This window comes from Shinella sp. R2-11 (assembly GCF_055330205.1).
The window spans coordinates 248,680-263,772 of record NZ_JBVAPC010000001.1 but is presented as its reverse complement, the minus strand read 5'-3'; the positions used below and the strand labels follow the sequence as shown (position 1 = coordinate 263,772).

Sequence of the window (15,093 nt, the reverse complement as noted above, 5' to 3'; positions counted from 1 at the left end):
CGCAAGCGGGGAGAACGGATTTGTGGCGGGGGCGTGCCCGATCGGGTATTCGGGAAAACAGTGCGGCATCCCCTTCTCCCCGCTTGCGGGGAGAAGGTGCCGGCAGGCGGATGAGGGGCTGTCTGGCTCGGCTTCCGCCGCCATCTTGAGGAATAAGTGTGGACTGGTTGGCCCTGAGCTCCGAGGAATGGACGGCGATCCGGCTGAGCCTCAGGGTCTCGACCGTCGCGGTGCTCGTCAGCCTGCCGCTCGGCATTCTCGTCGCGCTGGCGCTGGCGCGCGGTCGCTTCTGGGGCAAGTCGCTTCTGAACGGCATCGTTCACCTGCCACTGATCCTGCCGCCGGTCGTCACCGGCTTCATCCTGCTCATCCTGTTCGGCCGGCGCGGGCCCATCGGCTCGGTGCTCGCCGAATGGTTCGGCATCGTGCTCTCCTTCCGCTGGACCGGTGCGGCGCTTGCCTGCGGCGTCATGGGCTTTCCGCTCATGGTGCGCTCCATCCGCCTTTCCATCGAGGCGGTGGACCGCAAGCTGGAGGAAGCGGCCGGCACGCTCGGCGCCAGCCCCGCCTGGGTTTTCCTCACCATCACCCTGCCGCTCATCCTGCCCGGCGTCATCGCCGGCATGATCCTCGCCTTCGCCAAGGCCATGGGCGAGTTCGGCGCGACCATCACCTTCGTCTCGAACATTCCCGGCGAGACACAGACGCTCTCGGCCGCCATCTATACCTTCACCCAGGTGCCGGGCGGCGATGCCGGCGCCATGCGCCTCACCGTCGTCGCCATCGCCATTTCCATGGTCGCGCTACTCGCTTCTGAAATCCTCGCCCAGCGCCTCGGCCGCAAGGTGAACCTCGAATGAGCCTCGTCGTCGAAGCACGCCACCGGCTCGGCACCTTCACCCTCGACGCCGCCTTCACTTCCGATGGCGGGGTCACGGCGCTCTTCGGCCGTTCCGGCTCGGGCAAGACCTCGCTCATCCGCATCATCGCCGGCCTGACGCGCCCGGCGGAAGGCGTCGTGCGCCTCGGCGACGACGTGCTGGTCGATACGGCGCGCGGCGTCTTCGTGCCGCCGCATCGCCGCCGCTTCGGCTATGTCTTCCAGGAGGCGCGGCTCTTCCCGCACCTGACCGTCCGGCAGAACCTCAATTACGGCCGCTGGTTCTCGCCGAAGGGCACGCGCCCGGAAAGCCCGGACCGCGTCGTCGGCCTGCTCGGCATCGGCGATCTCCTCGACCGCCAGCCGGCCAACCTTTCCGGCGGCGAGAAGCAGCGCGTCGCCATCGGCCGCGCGCTGCTTGCTTCCCCGCGCCTCCTGCTGATGGACGAGCCGCTTGCCGCGCTCGACGAGGAGCGCAAGGCGGAGATCCTGCCCTATCTGGAGCGCCTGCGCGACGAGGCAGGCATTCCCATCGTCTATGTCAGCCATTCCGTCGCCGAGGTCGCGCGGCTTGCCGACCGGGTCGTGCTGATGGTGGATGGCCGCGTCGAGGCGGTCGGGCCGGCCTCCGACGTGCTCGGCGGCCCGCGCCTTGCCTCCGCCGCCGACCGCCGCGAGGCGGGCAGCGTGCTGTCCGGCCGCGTCGAGGCGCGCGATGCGGCGCATGGCCTTGCCACCATCCGCCTCGACGGCGGTGCGGCGATCCTCGTGCCCGGCGCCGCCGTTTCGCCCGGCGAGGCGGTGCGCCTGCGCATCCCGGCGCGCGACGTCATGGTGGCGACGGTACGGCCGGAGGGCCTTTCCGCGCTCAACATCCTCGAAGGCACGGTGGAGACCATCGAACCGGACGGCGAGGGCATGGCGAGCCTGCGCATCGCCTGCGGCGGCGATCACGTCCGCGCCCGCATCACCGCGTTCTCCGTCGAACGGCTCGGCCTTGCGCCCGGCCTGCCGGTGCATGCCGTCATCAAGACGGTGGCGCTGGAATAGGGATCAGTCTGCGAGGTTCGCGACCAGCCAGCCGATCTCCTCGGCAAGCGCCACGCGCGCCTTCTCCTCCATGGCATGGTAATGCGCGATCAGCGCCTCGCCGAAGGGCGTCAGCACCGCGCCGCCGCCCTGCTTGCCGCCGCGCTGCGATTCCACCACCGGCTGGCGAAACAGCCGGTTCATCTCGTCGACCAGCAGCCAGGCGCGGCGATAGGACATGTCCATCGCCCGTCCGCCCGCCGAGATCGAGCCCGTTTCCCTTATATGCGAGAGAAGCTCGATCTTGCCGCGGCCAATGCGCCCTTCCGGCTCGAGCTGGATCCGGAAGATGATCTTCGGTTCGGTCTTGGCGACTGCTGACATGAAACTGGCCCGTATGGATACGGGCCAGTTATAACAGCGTTTTCCGCGGATTAAAGCTCAGGCTGCCCGCTTGAGGGCATCGCCGAGGATCGAGACGATGTCCTCGAAATGCTTCTTCTCGGCGATCAGCGGCGGCGAGAAGGCGATGATATCGCCGGTGACGCGGATCAGCAGGCCCTTCTCGAAGCAGTCGACGAAGACGTCATAGGCGCGCGCGCCCGGTGCGCCGTCACGCGGGGCAAGCTCGATGCCGGCGATGAGGCCGATGGTGCGGATGTCGATGACGTGCGGCAGGCCCTTCAGCGAATGCATCGCCGCGTGCCATTCGTCCTGCAGCTCGGCGCCGCGGGTGAAGAGGCCCTCGTCGCGGTAGATGTCGAGCGTCGCGATGCCCGCCGCGCAGGCGGCCGGATGGCCGGAATAGGTGTAGCCGTGGAAAAGCTCGATGGCGTTTTCCGGCCCATGCATCAGCGCGTCGTGCACCTTGCGGCTGGCGAAGACCGCGCCCATCGGGATCGCGCCGTTGGTAAGGCCCTTGGCGGTGGTCACGAGGTCCGGCGTCACGCCGAAATAGTCGGTGGCGAAGGCGGCGCCGAGGCGGCCGAAGCCGGTGATCACCTCATCGAAGATCAGGAGGATGCCGTGCCTGTCGCAGATCGCGCGCAGCTTTTCGAGATAGCCCTTCGGCGGGATGAGGACGCCCGTGGAACCGGCGACGGGCTCCACGATGCAGGCCGCGATGGTTTCCGCGCCATGCAGGGCGACGAGCCGTTCGAGGTCGTCGGCCAGTTCCGCGCCATGCTCCGGCTGGCCCTTCACATAGGCATTCTTGGAGAGGTCGTGCGTGTGGCGCAGGTGATCCGAGCCGGCAAGCTGCGGGAAGACGCGGCGGTTGTTGACGATGCCGCCGACCGAGATGCCGCCGAAGCCGACGCCGTGATAGCCGCGCTCGCGGCCGATGAGGCGCGTGCGCGTGCCCTGGCCGATGGCGCGCTGGTAGGCGATGGCGATCTTCAGCGCCGTATCGACCGATTCGGAGCCCGAGCCGGTGTAGAACACGCGGTCGAGCTTGGCGCCCTCGGGCCCGGGTGCGATTTCGGCAAGGCGCTCGGCGAAGTCGAAGGCGATCGGATGGCCCATCTGGAAGGATGGCGCGAAATCCATCTGCGTGAGCTGGCGCTCGACGGCGGCGGCGATCTGCCGGCGGCCATGGCCGGCGTTGCAGCACCACAGGCCCGCGGTGCCGTCGAGGACCGTGCGGCCGTCGGTGCTGGTGTAATACATGCCCTCGGCGCTCGCGAGCAGGCGCGGCGCGGCCTTGAACTGGCGGTTGGCGGTAAACGGCATCCAGTAGCTGTCGAGCACCGGTGCGTTGGGTTTGTTGTGAACGTTCATGGCAGATCTCCTCCCAAGGCAATTCCGGCAAAAGTGCGTAGCGGCTTTGCGTCCGGAATTGCGAAAAACGAAAAGGGTAGAGCGTTTTCGCGAGAAAGCGGAAATGCTCTGGCTGAGGGATTGACGCCATGATTTGCCATGCCGAACAAGTCCTTTTCTGGTTGACGTCAAACGATTGAAAATAAAGGATGGAGGAGCAGCAGTTTTCGCTATTTCGAACATCTGAAACAGGAAGTGCCATGTCGGTCGATATCGGAGGCAGGCTGCGCCATCTGCGCATGGCCCACAATCTCTCTCAGCGGGAACTGGCCAAGCGCGCCGGCGTCACCAATTCGACCATCTCGCTGATCGAATCGAATGCCTCGAACCCGTCGGTCGGCGCCCTCAAGCGCATCCTCGACGGCATCCCGATCGGCCTTGCGGAATTCTTCGCCTTCGAGCCAGACCGCCCGCGAAAGGCGTTCTACCGGGCGGACGAGCTGACGGAGATCGGCAAGGGCGGCATTTCCTATCGCCAGGTCGGCGACAACCTCTTCGGCCGCAGCCTGCAGATCCTGAAGGAATGCTACCAGCCCGGCGCCGATACCGGAAAGGTGCCGCTGGTGCATGAGGGGGAGGAGGGCGGCATCGTGCTGTCCGGCCGCCTCGAAGTGACGGTCGACGACGAGCGCCGCATCCTCGGCCCCGGCGATGCCTACTATTTCGAAAGCCGCCGCCCGCACCGCTTCCGCTGCGTCGGCCCGGTGCCCTGCGAGGTCATCAGCGCCTGCACCCCGCCGACCTTCTGAAAGAAGAAAGCCCGCCGGGGGCGGGCTTTCGGGAAATACGGCGGATCAGGCCTGGCTATTGTCCTCGACCGGTGCGTCGGGGCCGTTCTTCTTGATCGAATCAATGGCGTTCTGCGCGCTGGCCTTGCTGGAATAGCCTTCCGTCGAGAACATGATCTCGCTGTTGTACTTGAAGCGAACGCGGAATTCGCCGGCCTTGTCCTTGTAGATTTCGAACTTGTGCGCCATGGGCTTCCTTTTCCCCGAATGTGAATCAGACGGGCTGACCGTGCCAGCGGCAACGGGCACTGACAAGAGCGGTGGTTGAAAAGTCCGCAGCAAATTGAAAGCGCCGGTTGGCGGGGCAGGCACGCTATTGACGAGCGTCAGGGCCTGTGCGCCGGCTCGTCGTCCGCCGGGTGCCCGCCCATTCCAAGGCCGCCGCCCATGCCGCCTCCGCCTCCCATACCCATGCCGCCACCGCCACCGCCGCTGCGCGCACCTTCCTTGCCGCGCTCCGCCTTGCCCCGGCTGCTGCTGCCAGACGGGCGGGCCGGGCCTTGCCTCGGAATGGCAAGGTCCGCGGGAACCGGATCGAGATCGAGGGCGCCGCGAATGAAGGCGCGAAGGGAGACGACGAGGTCGTGGGTGTGCACCGGCCGGCCGGCGACCAGCTCCCGCACCGCCTTTTCCGCGAGCCGGACCTGCTCCTCGGTGCCGAGCAGCATGATGTCGGAAAGCGCCGCCTCCACATCGTCCCGGATGCGGCGGCTGCGCTCGGAGCTGGCAGAAAGATCGACGTCGCCTTCGACCGTTGCCTGCGGCTCCGCCCTCTGGCGCAGGTCGCGCAAATGGGTGGGATCGACCGCGAGATTGCCGGTGAAGGAGCCGCCGAGCGTCTTGTAGGCCGCGATCAGGGTGCGCAGGCGCTCGTTGATCTGCCGGTTCGCCCGCTCCCGCCGCTGCTGGATCGTCACCATCATGACAAGGCGGATGCCGATGCTGATGAGCGTGAACAGCGCCAGGCCGATCAGCGTGACGAGAAGGCTGTGCCAGGAAGTGAAATCGAGATTGCGCAGCACGTTGCAGGAATCCTTGAAATGGGGGCGGACGAGCCGAATCTGTCCTGCCGCCGAGGATTGCGCAATGCCGGTATCGAAAATACCGTCGCCGGGCCGCTTCGGGTACGGCGCGGCATGGCTGACGAGGCGGCAGGAAGCGGGCTATCTCGTTCTTTTTATCGGCCAGGCAAATCCGAATTTGCCGACGTAATATTTCTCATGAAGAAAGTCGAGGTCGGCTTCCCAGTCGCGAATGGCGTCGTCCAGGCTGGTGTTGCGACGGCGCTTGAAGCTTCTGGCTCGCGCGGCGAGCGTTTCCGCCAGCTTCTGAAGGCGCTGGGCCGAACCCGGGCTGCCCCACTGCGCCAGATAGTCCCTGTCGAAGACCGGCGGGAGGCTTCCGGAGAAGACGCGATCGAGGATCGCATGCCGGACGCCGGGCGGTTCTCCCTTCTCGCGCCCGACATGATATTCGAGATAGGCGAGCATGCCGGAGGTCGTGTCATCGCGCTCCCCGACCGTTATGACGCGCCGGCCGAAGGACGTTTCCGTGTTCGGCCATTGGAAATACTCGTCGTCGGAGAGGCCGGCGGATGCCCCCCGCTTTTCCCATTCGGCCTCGATCCGTTCGATAAAGCGCTCCAGAAGGAGGACATCGTCGGGGTCGGCCTTTGCGATAAGACGCACGGCATTCAGCCAGATTCCGCGAAGGTCGGATACTTTTCTATCGGGCAGCGTCGGCGTGAGGGATGCGATCCGGCGCGCAATGTCGCTGCCGCCGGCCTTGGCCTTCTCTCCACCCGGCCGATCAGGTGCCATATCTTCCAACCCTCGAAAACCGCCATCATCTCATTGCCGATCACCATCGCCGTGGCACTCTGGAACGATCGGGACGTGTGAGAATAGACCGTCTTCCGGGCGCCGGTGTCAACCTCGGCCATCCAGCGCAGCCGGGGCGGGTGCCGAATGCCGGGAAAAGGGACCGGGATGGGACGGCCCCGCAAATACGGGCCCGGCGTATATCCGGCGGGATCAGAACTTCACGCGGGCGCTGACCTCGATACTGCGCCTGACGCCGGGCAGTTCCCCGAAGGTCGGGCGGTATTCCTTGTCGAGGATGTTGTTGAAGCTCACCGAGAGGCTGAGGCGGTTGTCTTCGCCGTAGCTGCCGCCGAAGGCCAGGTTGAGCGTGCCCCAGCCGGGCAGCGTTTCCGTCACGAGGCTCGCGCCGTCGAGATAGGTCTGCCGGCTGCCGGTGGAGCCGCGCAGGAAGAGGTCGGCCCAGAAGGGTTTCTCCCACAGTTCCCCCTCGTATTTCACGCCGATGCGGCCCGAAAGCGCTGGCGTATCGCTGTTGAAGGTCGAGTAGCTGGCATATTCCAGCTCCCGTCGGATCCAGCTTCCGCCGACATAGGGCGAAAAGCCGGATGCAAGCTCGTATTCGGCGAGGAATTCCAGGCCATATGTCGTCGCGCTATCCGCGTTGACATAGAGGGAGGACGTGCCCGTCGTCAGGCAATAGGCGGTGACGGTCACGCAGGGCGTGGTGGTGATGTAGTCCTTCGCCTTCGTGTAGAAGGCGCCCACGTCCAGCGCGAGGCCGGCATCCTCGTAGCGTGCGCCTACCTCGAAATTGCGCGCGAGTTCGGCCGTCAGGTCGGGATTGCCGTAGATCGTGCCCTGGCCGCCGGCGGTGGTCGAGCTGAAGAGCTGGAGCAGCGTCGGGGAGATATAGCCTTCCGAATAGCCCGCGCGCAGCACGAGGCTGTCGGTCGGCTCGAAGGTGAGGCCGAGCGAGGAGAGAAGGCGCGTATCGTCCGTTCCCTCGAAGCCGGCGCGCGCGGCGACCGTCGTTTCGTCGAGCCCGGTCCGCGTGTGGTTCAGCCTCAGGCCCGTGGTCAGCTTCACGGCGTCGGTGAGGCTCCATTCGTCCTGGGCATAGAGGGAGACCGTGTCGATATGCGCCTTGTCCCGGGAGGACGATTTCGTCGTTGTGGGGAAGGGCCCGAAGCCGGTCATCGTCGTGGTCGAGGTCTTGCCCGTCACCAGATTGTCGGAAAGATACTGCGCGCCGACGATCGTCTGGTGCCCTTCCAGGAGGCTGAGGTCGACCTGGGCGTTCACGCCGTAGTCGGTAATGCGGTCGTCGGAGGTGGAAATGACGTCGACGGTGCGCGTCGGGGTCATCCTCACGCTCACCTGGTTCTCGAAGAGCCGGTCGATCGTCTGGTAGTAGAGATCGACATGGACCTTGCGCACGATATCGCTGATGTCGTCGCCGTCATAATAGAGGCCGACCTTGCGGCGGTCGCGCTGCGGCAGGTCGATCTTGAAGCGCTCGACCCCGGCAAGCGAGCCGGGCGGCCCCGGCCAGCCCTCGCTTTCGAGGAAATGCTGCTCGTATTTCAGGGCGAGGTAGTGATTGTCCGCCTCGCCGAAGCGATAGCCGAGATGGGCATAGAGGTTCTTGTTGTTGAAGGCGGTGTCGTCGAGCTTTCCGGTTGCCGAATATCGGCCCTTCGGCACGCGCCGGTCGCCGTGCCGGTCGGCCGTGGCGGAGAGGCGGTAGTCGAAGCCGTCCTTGCTGCCCGAGACGGCCGCCCAGCTCTGCCATCCGCCGGAGCCAGAATAGTAGCTGCCACCGCCTTCGACCTCGACCGGCTTGTCCGCGCCCTTCTTTGTGATGATGTTGACGACGCCGCCGATGGCCTTCGCGCCGTAGAGCACGGAGGAGGGACCCTTGACCACCTCGATCCGCTCGACGGTGGCGGGGTCGACCAGCAGCGGCGTGCCGTAGGTGCTGTGGTCGGTGATCTCCTGGCCGTCGACGAGGATGGTCACGCGGCGCGAGCTTTCCCCGCGGATACGCAGCCGCTTCATGCCGGCGACCGATTCATCGGCGATGTCGACGCCGGGCACGTCGCGCAGGAGTTCCGCGATGCTGTCTGCGGAGCGCTTTTCGATATCCTCCTTCGTGATCACCGCGACCGAGCGCGGATTGTCTTTGACGGCCGTTTCTGTCCGCGTGCCGACGACGGTCACCGTGTCCAGCCAGGTGCCTCCCGCCTCCTGAGCCAGCGCCGGCTGCAGCGCCAGCGCCAGCGGCGAAGCGGACAGCAGCAGCACCGCCAGCGGGCGATGCCAGTCCCCGGCCATTGAAATCCCTCTCATGAATGTCTCTCCAGATCGCAGGCGCCGTCCGGTGCCCGGTTGCCTCTTTCGGCGGTCAATCCCCGCCGCCCGTCATGTCCTGGGTCGACGTGGTGCAGTAGCGAGCCTGCCCGGCCGATCCCTCCGCCTGCTTCAGTGCAGAACGACATTCCGCCTCGCTCGCCAGCTTGCGCACGCTCGCCCGTTCGCCCGTAAGGGTGACGAGGAACGTGTGGCGCGGCGCATCGACGGGCGGATCGTGGTCGAAGCCGTCGAAGGTGGCGGTGCTGGCGAAGCAGCCGGCTTCTTTCAGCCCGGCCGTGCCGCTTTCAAGGATCGGGCGGATGCGCCCGAGGCGCTGCTCGCATTCCTGCGGCGTGTCGGTGCCGACGAAGCTGGCGGAATAGCCGCCGCCCGGAAGCAGCATAAGGATGATCATGAGGGTGCCGGTATTCACGTGCGGAAATCCTGTTCTGCGAGAGGGAAGGGAGGACGGACGTTCACGCTGTTCATCCGTTCCGCATCGACGGCGGCGAAGGCATGGCGGACGGTGGCGGCATCGCGCAGCGCCCGGAACACCAGCCGGGCGACATCCGCCCTGTGGATCGAGCCATGGATCTGCGGGTCCTCGGAAAGAAGGCCGCGTCCGGTCGCGGGCTCGGAGAGGAGGCCGCCGGGCCGGATGATCGTCCAGGCAAGGCCGCTCGATCTCAGCCGCTCTTCCGCGAGCGTCTTGGCGTCGACCGCCGCGCCGAAGGCCGCGATGGCCCGCGCCGAGCGGAAGGGCGCCATTTCCCCGCAGCCGATGGAGGTCACGAGGAGGAGGTGCCTTGCCCGCCCCGTCGCCACGGCCGCGTCGATGACGTTGATATTGCCCTCGTCATCGGCCCGGCGTCCGTCGCCCGCCTGTCCGCCAAGCGTCGAGACGATGTCGAAGTCGCCGCCGATCCGGGCAAGGGCGCCGGTCACGTCCTGCCGCGACAGGGCATCGGCGCGCAGGATGGCCGCTCCGGTTTCGTCCAGCGCGGCGATGTCCGATTGCGGGCGCACCGGCGCGATGACGTGCCGGCCGGCGGCGCATTCCAGCCGCGCCAGTTCCAGCCCGACGCCGCGGCTCGCGCCGAAGATCACGAGCGGCCGCATGTCAGGCATTGCCGGCCGTCTCCGCAAACAGCGTTTCCAGCCGGTGGAAGCGCTCGACCTGGCCGGCCTTCAGCCTGCGTGCCTCGTCGCGCCCGACATAGATCTTGAAGATCGTCTCACCCTCGGCATTGAAGAACTGCACCGACATCGTCTCCATGCCCATGAAGGGGCGGCGGACGAGGAAGATGGACCTGCAATTGTCGGGACGCAGGTGGCCGGACAGGCCGCTGCCGCCGCCCTGGAGATTGTACATGCCGTGGCCGATCCTGCCCGTCGGCATGGGGCCGCAGACCTCGACGACGGCGTCCTTGGTGTGGACGATGAAGGTGATGTCGCCCCATTCGGCGATGTCGGTCAGCACGTCGACGAAGCGGCTGCCGTCGATGCGGGTCACGCCGTTGCCGGGAACGCATTCGATGACGGTCTGGACGGGTACGGCGAATTCGGCGGCAAGCGATTCCAGGATGCCGTCGGGCTTCTCGGCGATGGCCTGCCGGATCCGCTCGATCTTTTCCGCGTGGTTGAGATGCTGCATGGGACGCTCCTTTCAGATGCGCGTTCGTTCAGGCGGCGTCCACGGCGGACAGAAGCCTGGTTTCGAGGATGTCGTGGAAGGCGGAGATCAGGTTGGCGTACCAGAAGCGCCCCGCGACGGTGAGGTCGACAATGCCGTCGGAAAAGGCAAGCAGGCCGGCCGCTTCCCATTGTGCGACGAGGGGCGCCAGGAATGCCGTCGTTCCCTCGCCGGCGATGGCTTCGAGCGCGGCCATGTCGAGGCGGCCGGCCTCGAAGCCCGCCGTGACGAGGTTGCGCAGCGGCTGGAGCCCATCGGCCATCGCGAGGAGGCCGATTGGCTTGCGGCCGGCGCGAACGCTCTCGGCATAGTGCGTGAGGTCGCCGGCGATGCCGTAGCTGGCCCGGCCGATGGAGCCGCCCGCGCCCGCGCCGAAGGCGAGGCAATCGGCCCCTTCCTTGATGAGGAGATTGTAGAGGTTCCGCTCGCGCGTGGTGCGGGCCCAGTGGTTGTTGCTGATCTGCCGCCAGTTCCGGCGCCGGAAGAAATCCGCGCCGGTGTCGTAGAACGCGCCGATCTCCGCAAGGCCGGGCGTGGCGGGGAATTTTCCGGCGGCGATCGCCGTTGCGAGCGGCGTGCCGGGGATGAGGTTCAGGCCGTAGAGGTCTATCCCGTCGGGGCCGAGCGCCGCCGCCGTTTCGAGGTCCTGCCGCCAGATGTCCGGCGTCTGGCCGGGCAATCCGTAGAGAAGGTCGATCACCAGGGCCGCGCGGTCCCGGTCGCGCAGGGCCTCAAGAAAGCGGATCGCCTCCTCGCGGCTGGCGCGGCGGCCCTGCCGGCGGCGGACGGCGGTATCGAAGCTCTGGACGCCGATGGAAAAGCGGTTCGCGCCCGCCTCCAGGCAGGCATCGATCTTCTCCGCGTCGAAATGGATGATGCGCCCCTCGACGGTGATCTCGCAATCGGCGGCAAGCGGAAGCGCCGCGCTGACCGTGGCGATGATGCGGGAAAGCTCCTGTGCGCTCAGGGCCGTCGGCGTGCCGCCGCCGAGATAGACGGCATGGATCGGGCTTTTCTGCAGGGCGGGCGCCGCGGCGTCACGCCGGATCTCCTCGATGACGAGGTCGGCATAAGTGGCCCCCGCATCGGGAACATAGGCATTGCGGTAGAACCCGCAGAAGAGGCAATGATTGGCGCAGAAGGGAACATGGATATAGGCGAGGCGCTTGCCGGGCGGGGCAGGCGCCGACAGCAGCCCCTGCCATGCAGGCTGGATGTCGGCGGATGGAAGGCGCTGCCTTCCCCTGAACGGCATGACCGCGCTCCGGCGGGAAAATGCATTGCGCAGCGGATTCGAGCCGTCTTCATTGGCGAAATACCGCGAGAATTCGCCACCCATCATCGACCCGCCAGCCTCACCCGTTGCTCAAAACTTGAGCAGACCTTACGGGAGGGAAAACATGAGTAATTTGTTCCAGATCAAATTACTGGAGTTATTTTATCATGTTTGTTTGCGACGAAGAGCCGTCGCAAGGCGGCGCAAAATGCCGTCTGCGGATGCCGTCAGGGCGCGCCGCTTTCCGTCTTCCTGTAGAACTCGACGAAGATCCGCCCCGGTGCCGTGAAGGCGACGCGATGAGGGGCCTCGGCCTCGATCACGATCGTCTCGCCGGCCCGCGCGCGCTGCTCGCCCTCATGAGGCGGTTCGAGCCGGTAGAGGACTTCGCCCTCCATGACATGCAGCAGCGCCCATGTGCCAGCCTTCGTCGTATGGGCGGATTGCAGGCGGGCGGGCAGCGTCTCCGGGGTGAAGTCCGGGGAGCGGCCATACGCCTCGAAACCTTCGGGCATCCGCGCCGGGATGGTTGCCATCTGTTCCTCCATGCGAAACGGGCGGCCTGCCTGCAAAAGGAAATGCGGGGCCGCAGGCGCGACAAAATAGTCCTTGTCCCCGCATCTTAAAAGATACATTCTGAATATATCTTTATGGAGGGTGACATGCCCCGGGAAAGCGAAATCGCCGGAATGCGGGAAGGAGCAGGCTCCTTCGACCGCGCGGAATGCCTCGAAGTCATGTTCGCCGTCACCAGCCAGGGGCTTTGCAATTGCCCGGCCTGGTTCGTCACGGCGTTCGAGGATCGTGAGCGGGCAGGCCATGGGCGTCAGGACAATGGTGAAGATACCGCGGGCAAGAGGGAGTAAGCGTCATGTCACGCGATTTCGAGGATCGCGCCGGTCTCGAAGCGCTTGTGCGGGACGATTACGAGCGCTGTCATCCGGGAGAGACATTCGACGACCTGCGCCGGCGCGCTTCCTTTTCCAAGGAGGACCGCTGCCTCTACAGGGACTGGCTTGCGGTCGCGGCGGCGCGGGCGGCCGCGCTTTCGAAGGCCGAAAACCGGATCGCCGCCGAATGAGCCGGAGCGGCTAAGGAGACAGGCATGGACTTTCCCGATTTCTTCGACCGGGTGCCCGCCATCACGGTGCGCGAGCCCTTGGCGGCCCTGCTCGGTGCATCGGCGAGCGGCACCATCACCTATTGCTATGCCGATGCGGTGAAGCTCGCCGGGCATTCCTGCCCGACGGTCGCGGGTGCCTATCTCATGATCCGCAAGGGTCTTGCCCGGCTCTATGGCGACGACCTGCCCGAACGCGGCAATATCGAAGTCCATATGCGCGATGCGCGCGACGAGGGCACGACCGGCGTCGTCGCGGCGATCGCGACGCTGCTGACCGGAGCCGCACCCGAGACCGGCTTCGGCGGCATCGGAATGAACCATCGCTTCGCACGCCGTGATCTCCTGTGCTTCGATGCGCCCATCGATGGTCGCATGGCGCTCCGCCGGCGCGATACCGGCAGCGGCGTCGTTCTCGATCTCGATACCGCTCCGGTGCCGCCGGCGGCCCGGATGCAAACGCTCCTTCCGAAGATCGTGGCAGGATCGGCGGACGAAGACGATGAGGCCCTGTTCGCGGCGCTCTGGCAGGAGCGGGTAGAGCGCATGCTTGTGGACCATGCCGACGATCCGAAGCTCGTCCATGTCCGCCCATGGCAGATGACCGGCTAGCACCGGTCGCCGGACCGGCTCCTCCATTCTTGACATCTCGCAAATCCAGCGCCGCGCAACCGTGCTAGACCGGTCGCTGTCACGGAGCGTGAATTCCCAGGGAGAGGGGAGACGTCATGGCATATCCGGTTTTACTCGTCCTCACGATTTTTGCAGCAGCCCTTTCGGCCCATGTGATCGCCGCCCGGCGAACGGGACGCATCATTGCGGCGGCATTCGGCCTGTCCGCCATGGCCTTCCTCGCGGTGCCTGCGGCGGCGCAAACCCACGATCACGGCGCCCAGCCGGCAAGCGGGCAGGCGGGGGACGCGGCCGGCGAGGATGCCGGCCAGCAGCGGGCCGATCCGGCGCTCGGCACGAGCTATCACAGCGCCACCACCTTCACCCTCAGGACCGGGATCGCGGCCGGCCGCATGGTCTATATCGGCGTCGGCGGCGACATCGACGGGCAGGTCAATCCCGAGCTGATGGTGCACGAGGGCGAGATCGTGCAGATCAACCTCATCAACGGCGAGGGCGCCGAGCACGACGTGGTCATCGACCAGTACGCAGCGCGCTCCTCCGTCGTCGTCGGCAAGAACGCCTCGTCCACCTTCTCCTTTACGGCGAACAAGGTGGGCGAATTCGCCTATTTCTGCTCGATTGCCGGCCACAGGCTCGCCGGCATGGAAGGCCTCCTGCGCGTCATGCCCGGCGCCCGCGAGACGATGGACATGGATGCGGCCGACATCGTGCACGATCCCGGCGACCTGCCGGGCCCCATCGGCTCACGGCCGGCGCAGGTGGTGCGCGTCGATTTCGAGACGGTCGAGCTGAAGGGCCGGCTCGACGACGGCACGACCTATGTCTACTGGACGTTCAACGGCAAGGTGCCGGGGCCGTTCGTGCGGGTCCGCGTCGGCGACACCGTCGAGGTCCATCTGAAGAACGCTGCCGACAGCGTGATGATGCATTCGGTCGACTTCCATGCGGCGACCGGCCCCGGCGGCGGGGCGGACTTCACCCAGACGGCGCCGGGCGAGGAGAGCATCGTCACCTTCCAGGCGCTGAAACCGGGCATCTATGTCTATCATTGCGCCACGCCCAGCGTCGCGCACCACATCACCAGCGGCATGTACGGCCTGATCCTGGTCGAGCCGGAAGGCGGATTGCCGCAGGTCGACCGCGAGTTCTACGTCATGCAGGGCGAGCTCTACACGGTCGAGCCCTTCGGTACGAAGGGCGACATGGAGATGGACTACGACAAGCTGTCCTCCGAACGGCCGGAATATTTCTTCTTCAACGGGGCCGTCGGGGCGCTGACGAAATCCCATCCGCTCTATGCCAATGCCGGCGACACGGTGCGCATCTTCTTCGGCGTGGGCGGGCCGAACTATACCTCGTCCTTCCATGTCATCGGCGAGATCTTCGATCACGTCTATGCGTTTGGCAGCGTGACCACGCCGCCGACGACGAACGTGCAGACCGTCACCGTCCCGCCGGGCGGGGCCACCATCGTCGATTTCAAGATCGACCGCGGCGGGCACTATGTGCTGGTCGATCACGCCTTGTCGCGCGCCGAGCGCGGGCTTGCGGGCTATCTCATCGTCGACGGTCCGGAGAGCGATGCCATCATGCATGCCGGCCCCGCCGATCAGAAATAGAGCCGGAACGGCGGCATCCCCGCGGGAGTTTCCCGCGGGGATGCTAACCGGTTCCTGCA

At 66.2% G+C, this 15,093-nt stretch carries 18 protein-coding genes; 8 read left to right on the top strand and 10 right to left on the bottom strand.

All coding sequences use genetic code 11. From position 1 onward, the window contains the following. The first annotated feature begins 158 nt into the window (after window positions 1-158). Together modB and modC are read left to right on the top strand one after the other, a co-directional pair. Window positions 159-860, top strand: a complete 702-nt coding sequence (gene modB, locus ACZ1A1_RS01320; protein ID WP_463618433.1) for a molybdate ABC transporter permease subunit — start codon at window positions 159-161, stop codon at window positions 858-860. Continuing rightward, window positions 857-1,930 carry a molybdenum ABC transporter ATP-binding protein gene (modC, locus tag ACZ1A1_RS01315; RefSeq protein ID WP_463618432.1) on the top strand — a complete coding sequence of 358 codons (1,074 nt, stop codon included), beginning with the start codon at window positions 857-859 and terminating at the stop codon, window positions 1,928-1,930. Before modB ends, modC begins: the two co-directional genes overlap by 4 nt. 3 nt (window positions 1,931-1,933) lie before the next feature. Here modC and ACZ1A1_RS01310 read toward each other — a convergent pair whose 3' ends face one another. Continuing rightward, a complete protein-coding gene (locus ACZ1A1_RS01310) occupies window positions 1,934-2,293 on the bottom strand; it encodes a winged helix-turn-helix domain-containing protein (protein ID WP_203317962.1) in 360 nt (119 codons plus the stop codon). Window positions 2,294-2,350: 57 nt separating this feature from the next. After that, entirely contained in the window at window positions 2,351-3,688 is a 1,338-nt protein-coding gene (aptA, locus tag ACZ1A1_RS01305) for an omega-aminotransferase AptA (protein WP_203317963.1), read from the bottom strand. A 239-nt stretch (window positions 3,689-3,927) separates the two neighbouring features. Between aptA and ACZ1A1_RS01300 the strand changes: the two genes are divergently transcribed. Continuing rightward, window positions 3,928-4,476 (top strand): cupin domain-containing protein, encoded by a 549-nt coding sequence (locus ACZ1A1_RS01300; RefSeq protein WP_463618431.1) that lies wholly within the window; start codon window positions 3,928-3,930, stop codon window positions 4,474-4,476. Between the two features lie 45 nt (window positions 4,477-4,521). Here the strand turns inward: ACZ1A1_RS01300 and ACZ1A1_RS01295 are convergent, their stop codons facing one another. Beyond that, window positions 4,522-4,704 carry a YegP family protein gene (locus ACZ1A1_RS01295; RefSeq protein ID WP_415214187.1) on the bottom strand — a complete coding sequence of 61 codons (183 nt, stop codon included), beginning with the start codon at window positions 4,702-4,704 and terminating at the stop codon, window positions 4,522-4,524. A gap of 137 nt (window positions 4,705-4,841) precedes the next feature. After that, the gene (locus ACZ1A1_RS01290) at window positions 4,842-5,537 is read right to left on the bottom strand and encodes a hypothetical protein (protein WP_463618430.1); all 696 of its coding nucleotides are present in this window, start codon (window positions 5,535-5,537) and stop codon (window positions 4,842-4,844) included. 18 nt (window positions 5,538-5,555) lie between these two features. Between ACZ1A1_RS01290 and ACZ1A1_RS01285 the strand changes: the two genes are divergently transcribed. Continuing rightward, a complete protein-coding gene (locus ACZ1A1_RS01285; RefSeq protein ID WP_463618429.1) occupies window positions 5,556-6,416 on the top strand; it encodes a hypothetical protein in 861 nt (286 codons plus the stop codon). A 132-nt stretch (window positions 6,417-6,548) separates the two neighbouring features. Here the strand turns inward: ACZ1A1_RS01285 and ACZ1A1_RS01280 are convergent, their stop codons facing one another. From ACZ1A1_RS01280 to ACZ1A1_RS01255, 6 genes are all read right to left on the bottom strand, one after another. Further along, window positions 6,549-8,687, bottom strand: a complete 2,139-nt coding sequence (locus ACZ1A1_RS01280; protein ID WP_463618428.1) for a TonB-dependent receptor plug domain-containing protein — start codon at window positions 8,685-8,687, stop codon at window positions 6,549-6,551. A 55-nt stretch (window positions 8,688-8,742) separates the two neighbouring features. Beyond that, a complete protein-coding gene (locus tag ACZ1A1_RS01275) occupies window positions 8,743-9,123 on the bottom strand; it encodes a hypothetical protein (protein ID WP_463618427.1) in 381 nt (126 codons plus the stop codon). Next, entirely contained in the window at window positions 9,120-9,818 is a 699-nt protein-coding gene (locus ACZ1A1_RS01270; protein ID WP_463618426.1) for an NAD(P)H-binding protein, read from the bottom strand. Before ACZ1A1_RS01270 ends, ACZ1A1_RS01275 begins: the two co-directional genes overlap by 4 nt. Continuing rightward, window positions 9,811-10,344, bottom strand: a complete 534-nt coding sequence (gene hutX, locus ACZ1A1_RS01265; RefSeq protein WP_463618425.1) for a heme utilization cystosolic carrier protein HutX — start codon at window positions 10,342-10,344, stop codon at window positions 9,811-9,813. The genes ACZ1A1_RS01270 and hutX overlap by 8 nt, the downstream gene beginning before the upstream one ends. 28 nt (window positions 10,345-10,372) lie before the next feature. Further along, window positions 10,373-11,722 carry a heme anaerobic degradation radical SAM methyltransferase ChuW/HutW gene (hutW, locus tag ACZ1A1_RS01260; protein WP_463618942.1) on the bottom strand — a complete coding sequence of 450 codons (1,350 nt, stop codon included), beginning with the start codon at window positions 11,720-11,722 and terminating at the stop codon, window positions 10,373-10,375. 164 nt (window positions 11,723-11,886) lie between these two features. Then, a complete protein-coding gene (locus tag ACZ1A1_RS01255) occupies window positions 11,887-12,195 on the bottom strand; it encodes a TehB family protein (RefSeq protein ID WP_463618424.1) in 309 nt (102 codons plus the stop codon). 126 nt (window positions 12,196-12,321) lie between these two features. Between ACZ1A1_RS01255 and ACZ1A1_RS01250 the strand changes: the two genes are divergently transcribed. The 4 genes from ACZ1A1_RS01250 (at window position 12,322) to nirK (ending at window position 15,034) form a co-directional block, all read left to right on the top strand. Beyond that, window positions 12,322-12,525 carry a hypothetical protein gene (locus ACZ1A1_RS01250; RefSeq protein WP_463618423.1) on the top strand — a complete coding sequence of 68 codons (204 nt, stop codon included), beginning with the start codon at window positions 12,322-12,324 and terminating at the stop codon, window positions 12,523-12,525. 5 nt (window positions 12,526-12,530) lie between these two features. Then, window positions 12,531-12,740 (top strand): hypothetical protein, encoded by a 210-nt coding sequence (locus ACZ1A1_RS01245; protein ID WP_463618422.1) that lies wholly within the window; start codon window positions 12,531-12,533, stop codon window positions 12,738-12,740. 24 nt (window positions 12,741-12,764) lie between these two features. Continuing rightward, entirely contained in the window at window positions 12,765-13,391 is a 627-nt protein-coding gene (locus tag ACZ1A1_RS01240; RefSeq protein WP_463618421.1) for a hypothetical protein, read from the top strand. Between the two features lie 116 nt (window positions 13,392-13,507). Then, a complete protein-coding gene (gene nirK, locus ACZ1A1_RS01235) occupies window positions 13,508-15,034 on the top strand; it encodes a copper-containing nitrite reductase (RefSeq protein WP_463618420.1) in 1,527 nt (508 codons plus the stop codon). Window positions 15,035-15,093: the final 59 nt, after the last annotated feature.

What these genes read in the sequence shown, in the direction of transcription:
- ACZ1A1_RS01255 (WP_463618424.1), bottom strand. Translation starts at nt 12,195, where the DNA reads ATGGCAACCATCCCGGCGCGGATGCCCGAAGGTTTCGAGGCGTATGGC.
- hutX (WP_463618425.1), bottom strand. Translation starts at nt 10,344, where the DNA reads ATGCAGCATCTCAACCACGCGGAAAAGATCGAGCGGATCCGGCAGGCC.
- ACZ1A1_RS01280 (WP_463618428.1), bottom strand. Translation starts at nt 8,687, where the DNA reads ATGAGAGGGATTTCAATGGCCGGGGACTGGCATCGCCCGCTGGCGGTG.
- ACZ1A1_RS01295 (WP_415214187.1), bottom strand. Translation starts at nt 4,704, where the DNA reads ATGGCGCACAAGTTCGAAATCTACAAGGACAAGGCCGGCGAATTCCGC.
- ACZ1A1_RS01245 (WP_463618422.1), top strand. Translation starts at nt 12,531, where the DNA reads ATGTCACGCGATTTCGAGGATCGCGCCGGTCTCGAAGCGCTTGTGCGG.
- ACZ1A1_RS01310 (WP_203317962.1), bottom strand. Translation starts at nt 2,293, where the DNA reads ATGTCAGCAGTCGCCAAGACCGAACCGAAGATCATCTTCCGGATCCAG.
- modC (WP_463618432.1), top strand. Translation starts at nt 857, where the DNA reads ATGAGCCTCGTCGTCGAAGCACGCCACCGGCTCGGCACCTTCACCCTC.
- ACZ1A1_RS01300 (WP_463618431.1), top strand. Translation starts at nt 3,928, where the DNA reads ATGTCGGTCGATATCGGAGGCAGGCTGCGCCATCTGCGCATGGCCCAC.
- ACZ1A1_RS01240 (WP_463618421.1), top strand. Translation starts at nt 12,765, where the DNA reads ATGGACTTTCCCGATTTCTTCGACCGGGTGCCCGCCATCACGGTGCGC.
- ACZ1A1_RS01270 (WP_463618426.1), bottom strand. Translation starts at nt 9,818, where the DNA reads ATGCCTGACATGCGGCCGCTCGTGATCTTCGGCGCGAGCCGCGGCGTC.
- ACZ1A1_RS01285 (WP_463618429.1), top strand. Translation starts at nt 5,556, where the DNA reads ATGGGGGCGGACGAGCCGAATCTGTCCTGCCGCCGAGGATTGCGCAAT.
- hutW (WP_463618942.1), bottom strand. Translation starts at nt 11,722, where the DNA reads ATGGGTGGCGAATTCTCGCGGTATTTCGCCAATGAAGACGGCTCGAAT.
- nirK (WP_463618420.1), top strand. Translation starts at nt 13,508, where the DNA reads ATGGCATATCCGGTTTTACTCGTCCTCACGATTTTTGCAGCAGCCCTT.
- aptA (WP_203317963.1), bottom strand. Translation starts at nt 3,688, where the DNA reads ATGAACGTTCACAACAAACCCAACGCACCGGTGCTCGACAGCTACTGG.
- ACZ1A1_RS01250 (WP_463618423.1), top strand. Translation starts at nt 12,322, where the DNA reads ATGCCCCGGGAAAGCGAAATCGCCGGAATGCGGGAAGGAGCAGGCTCC.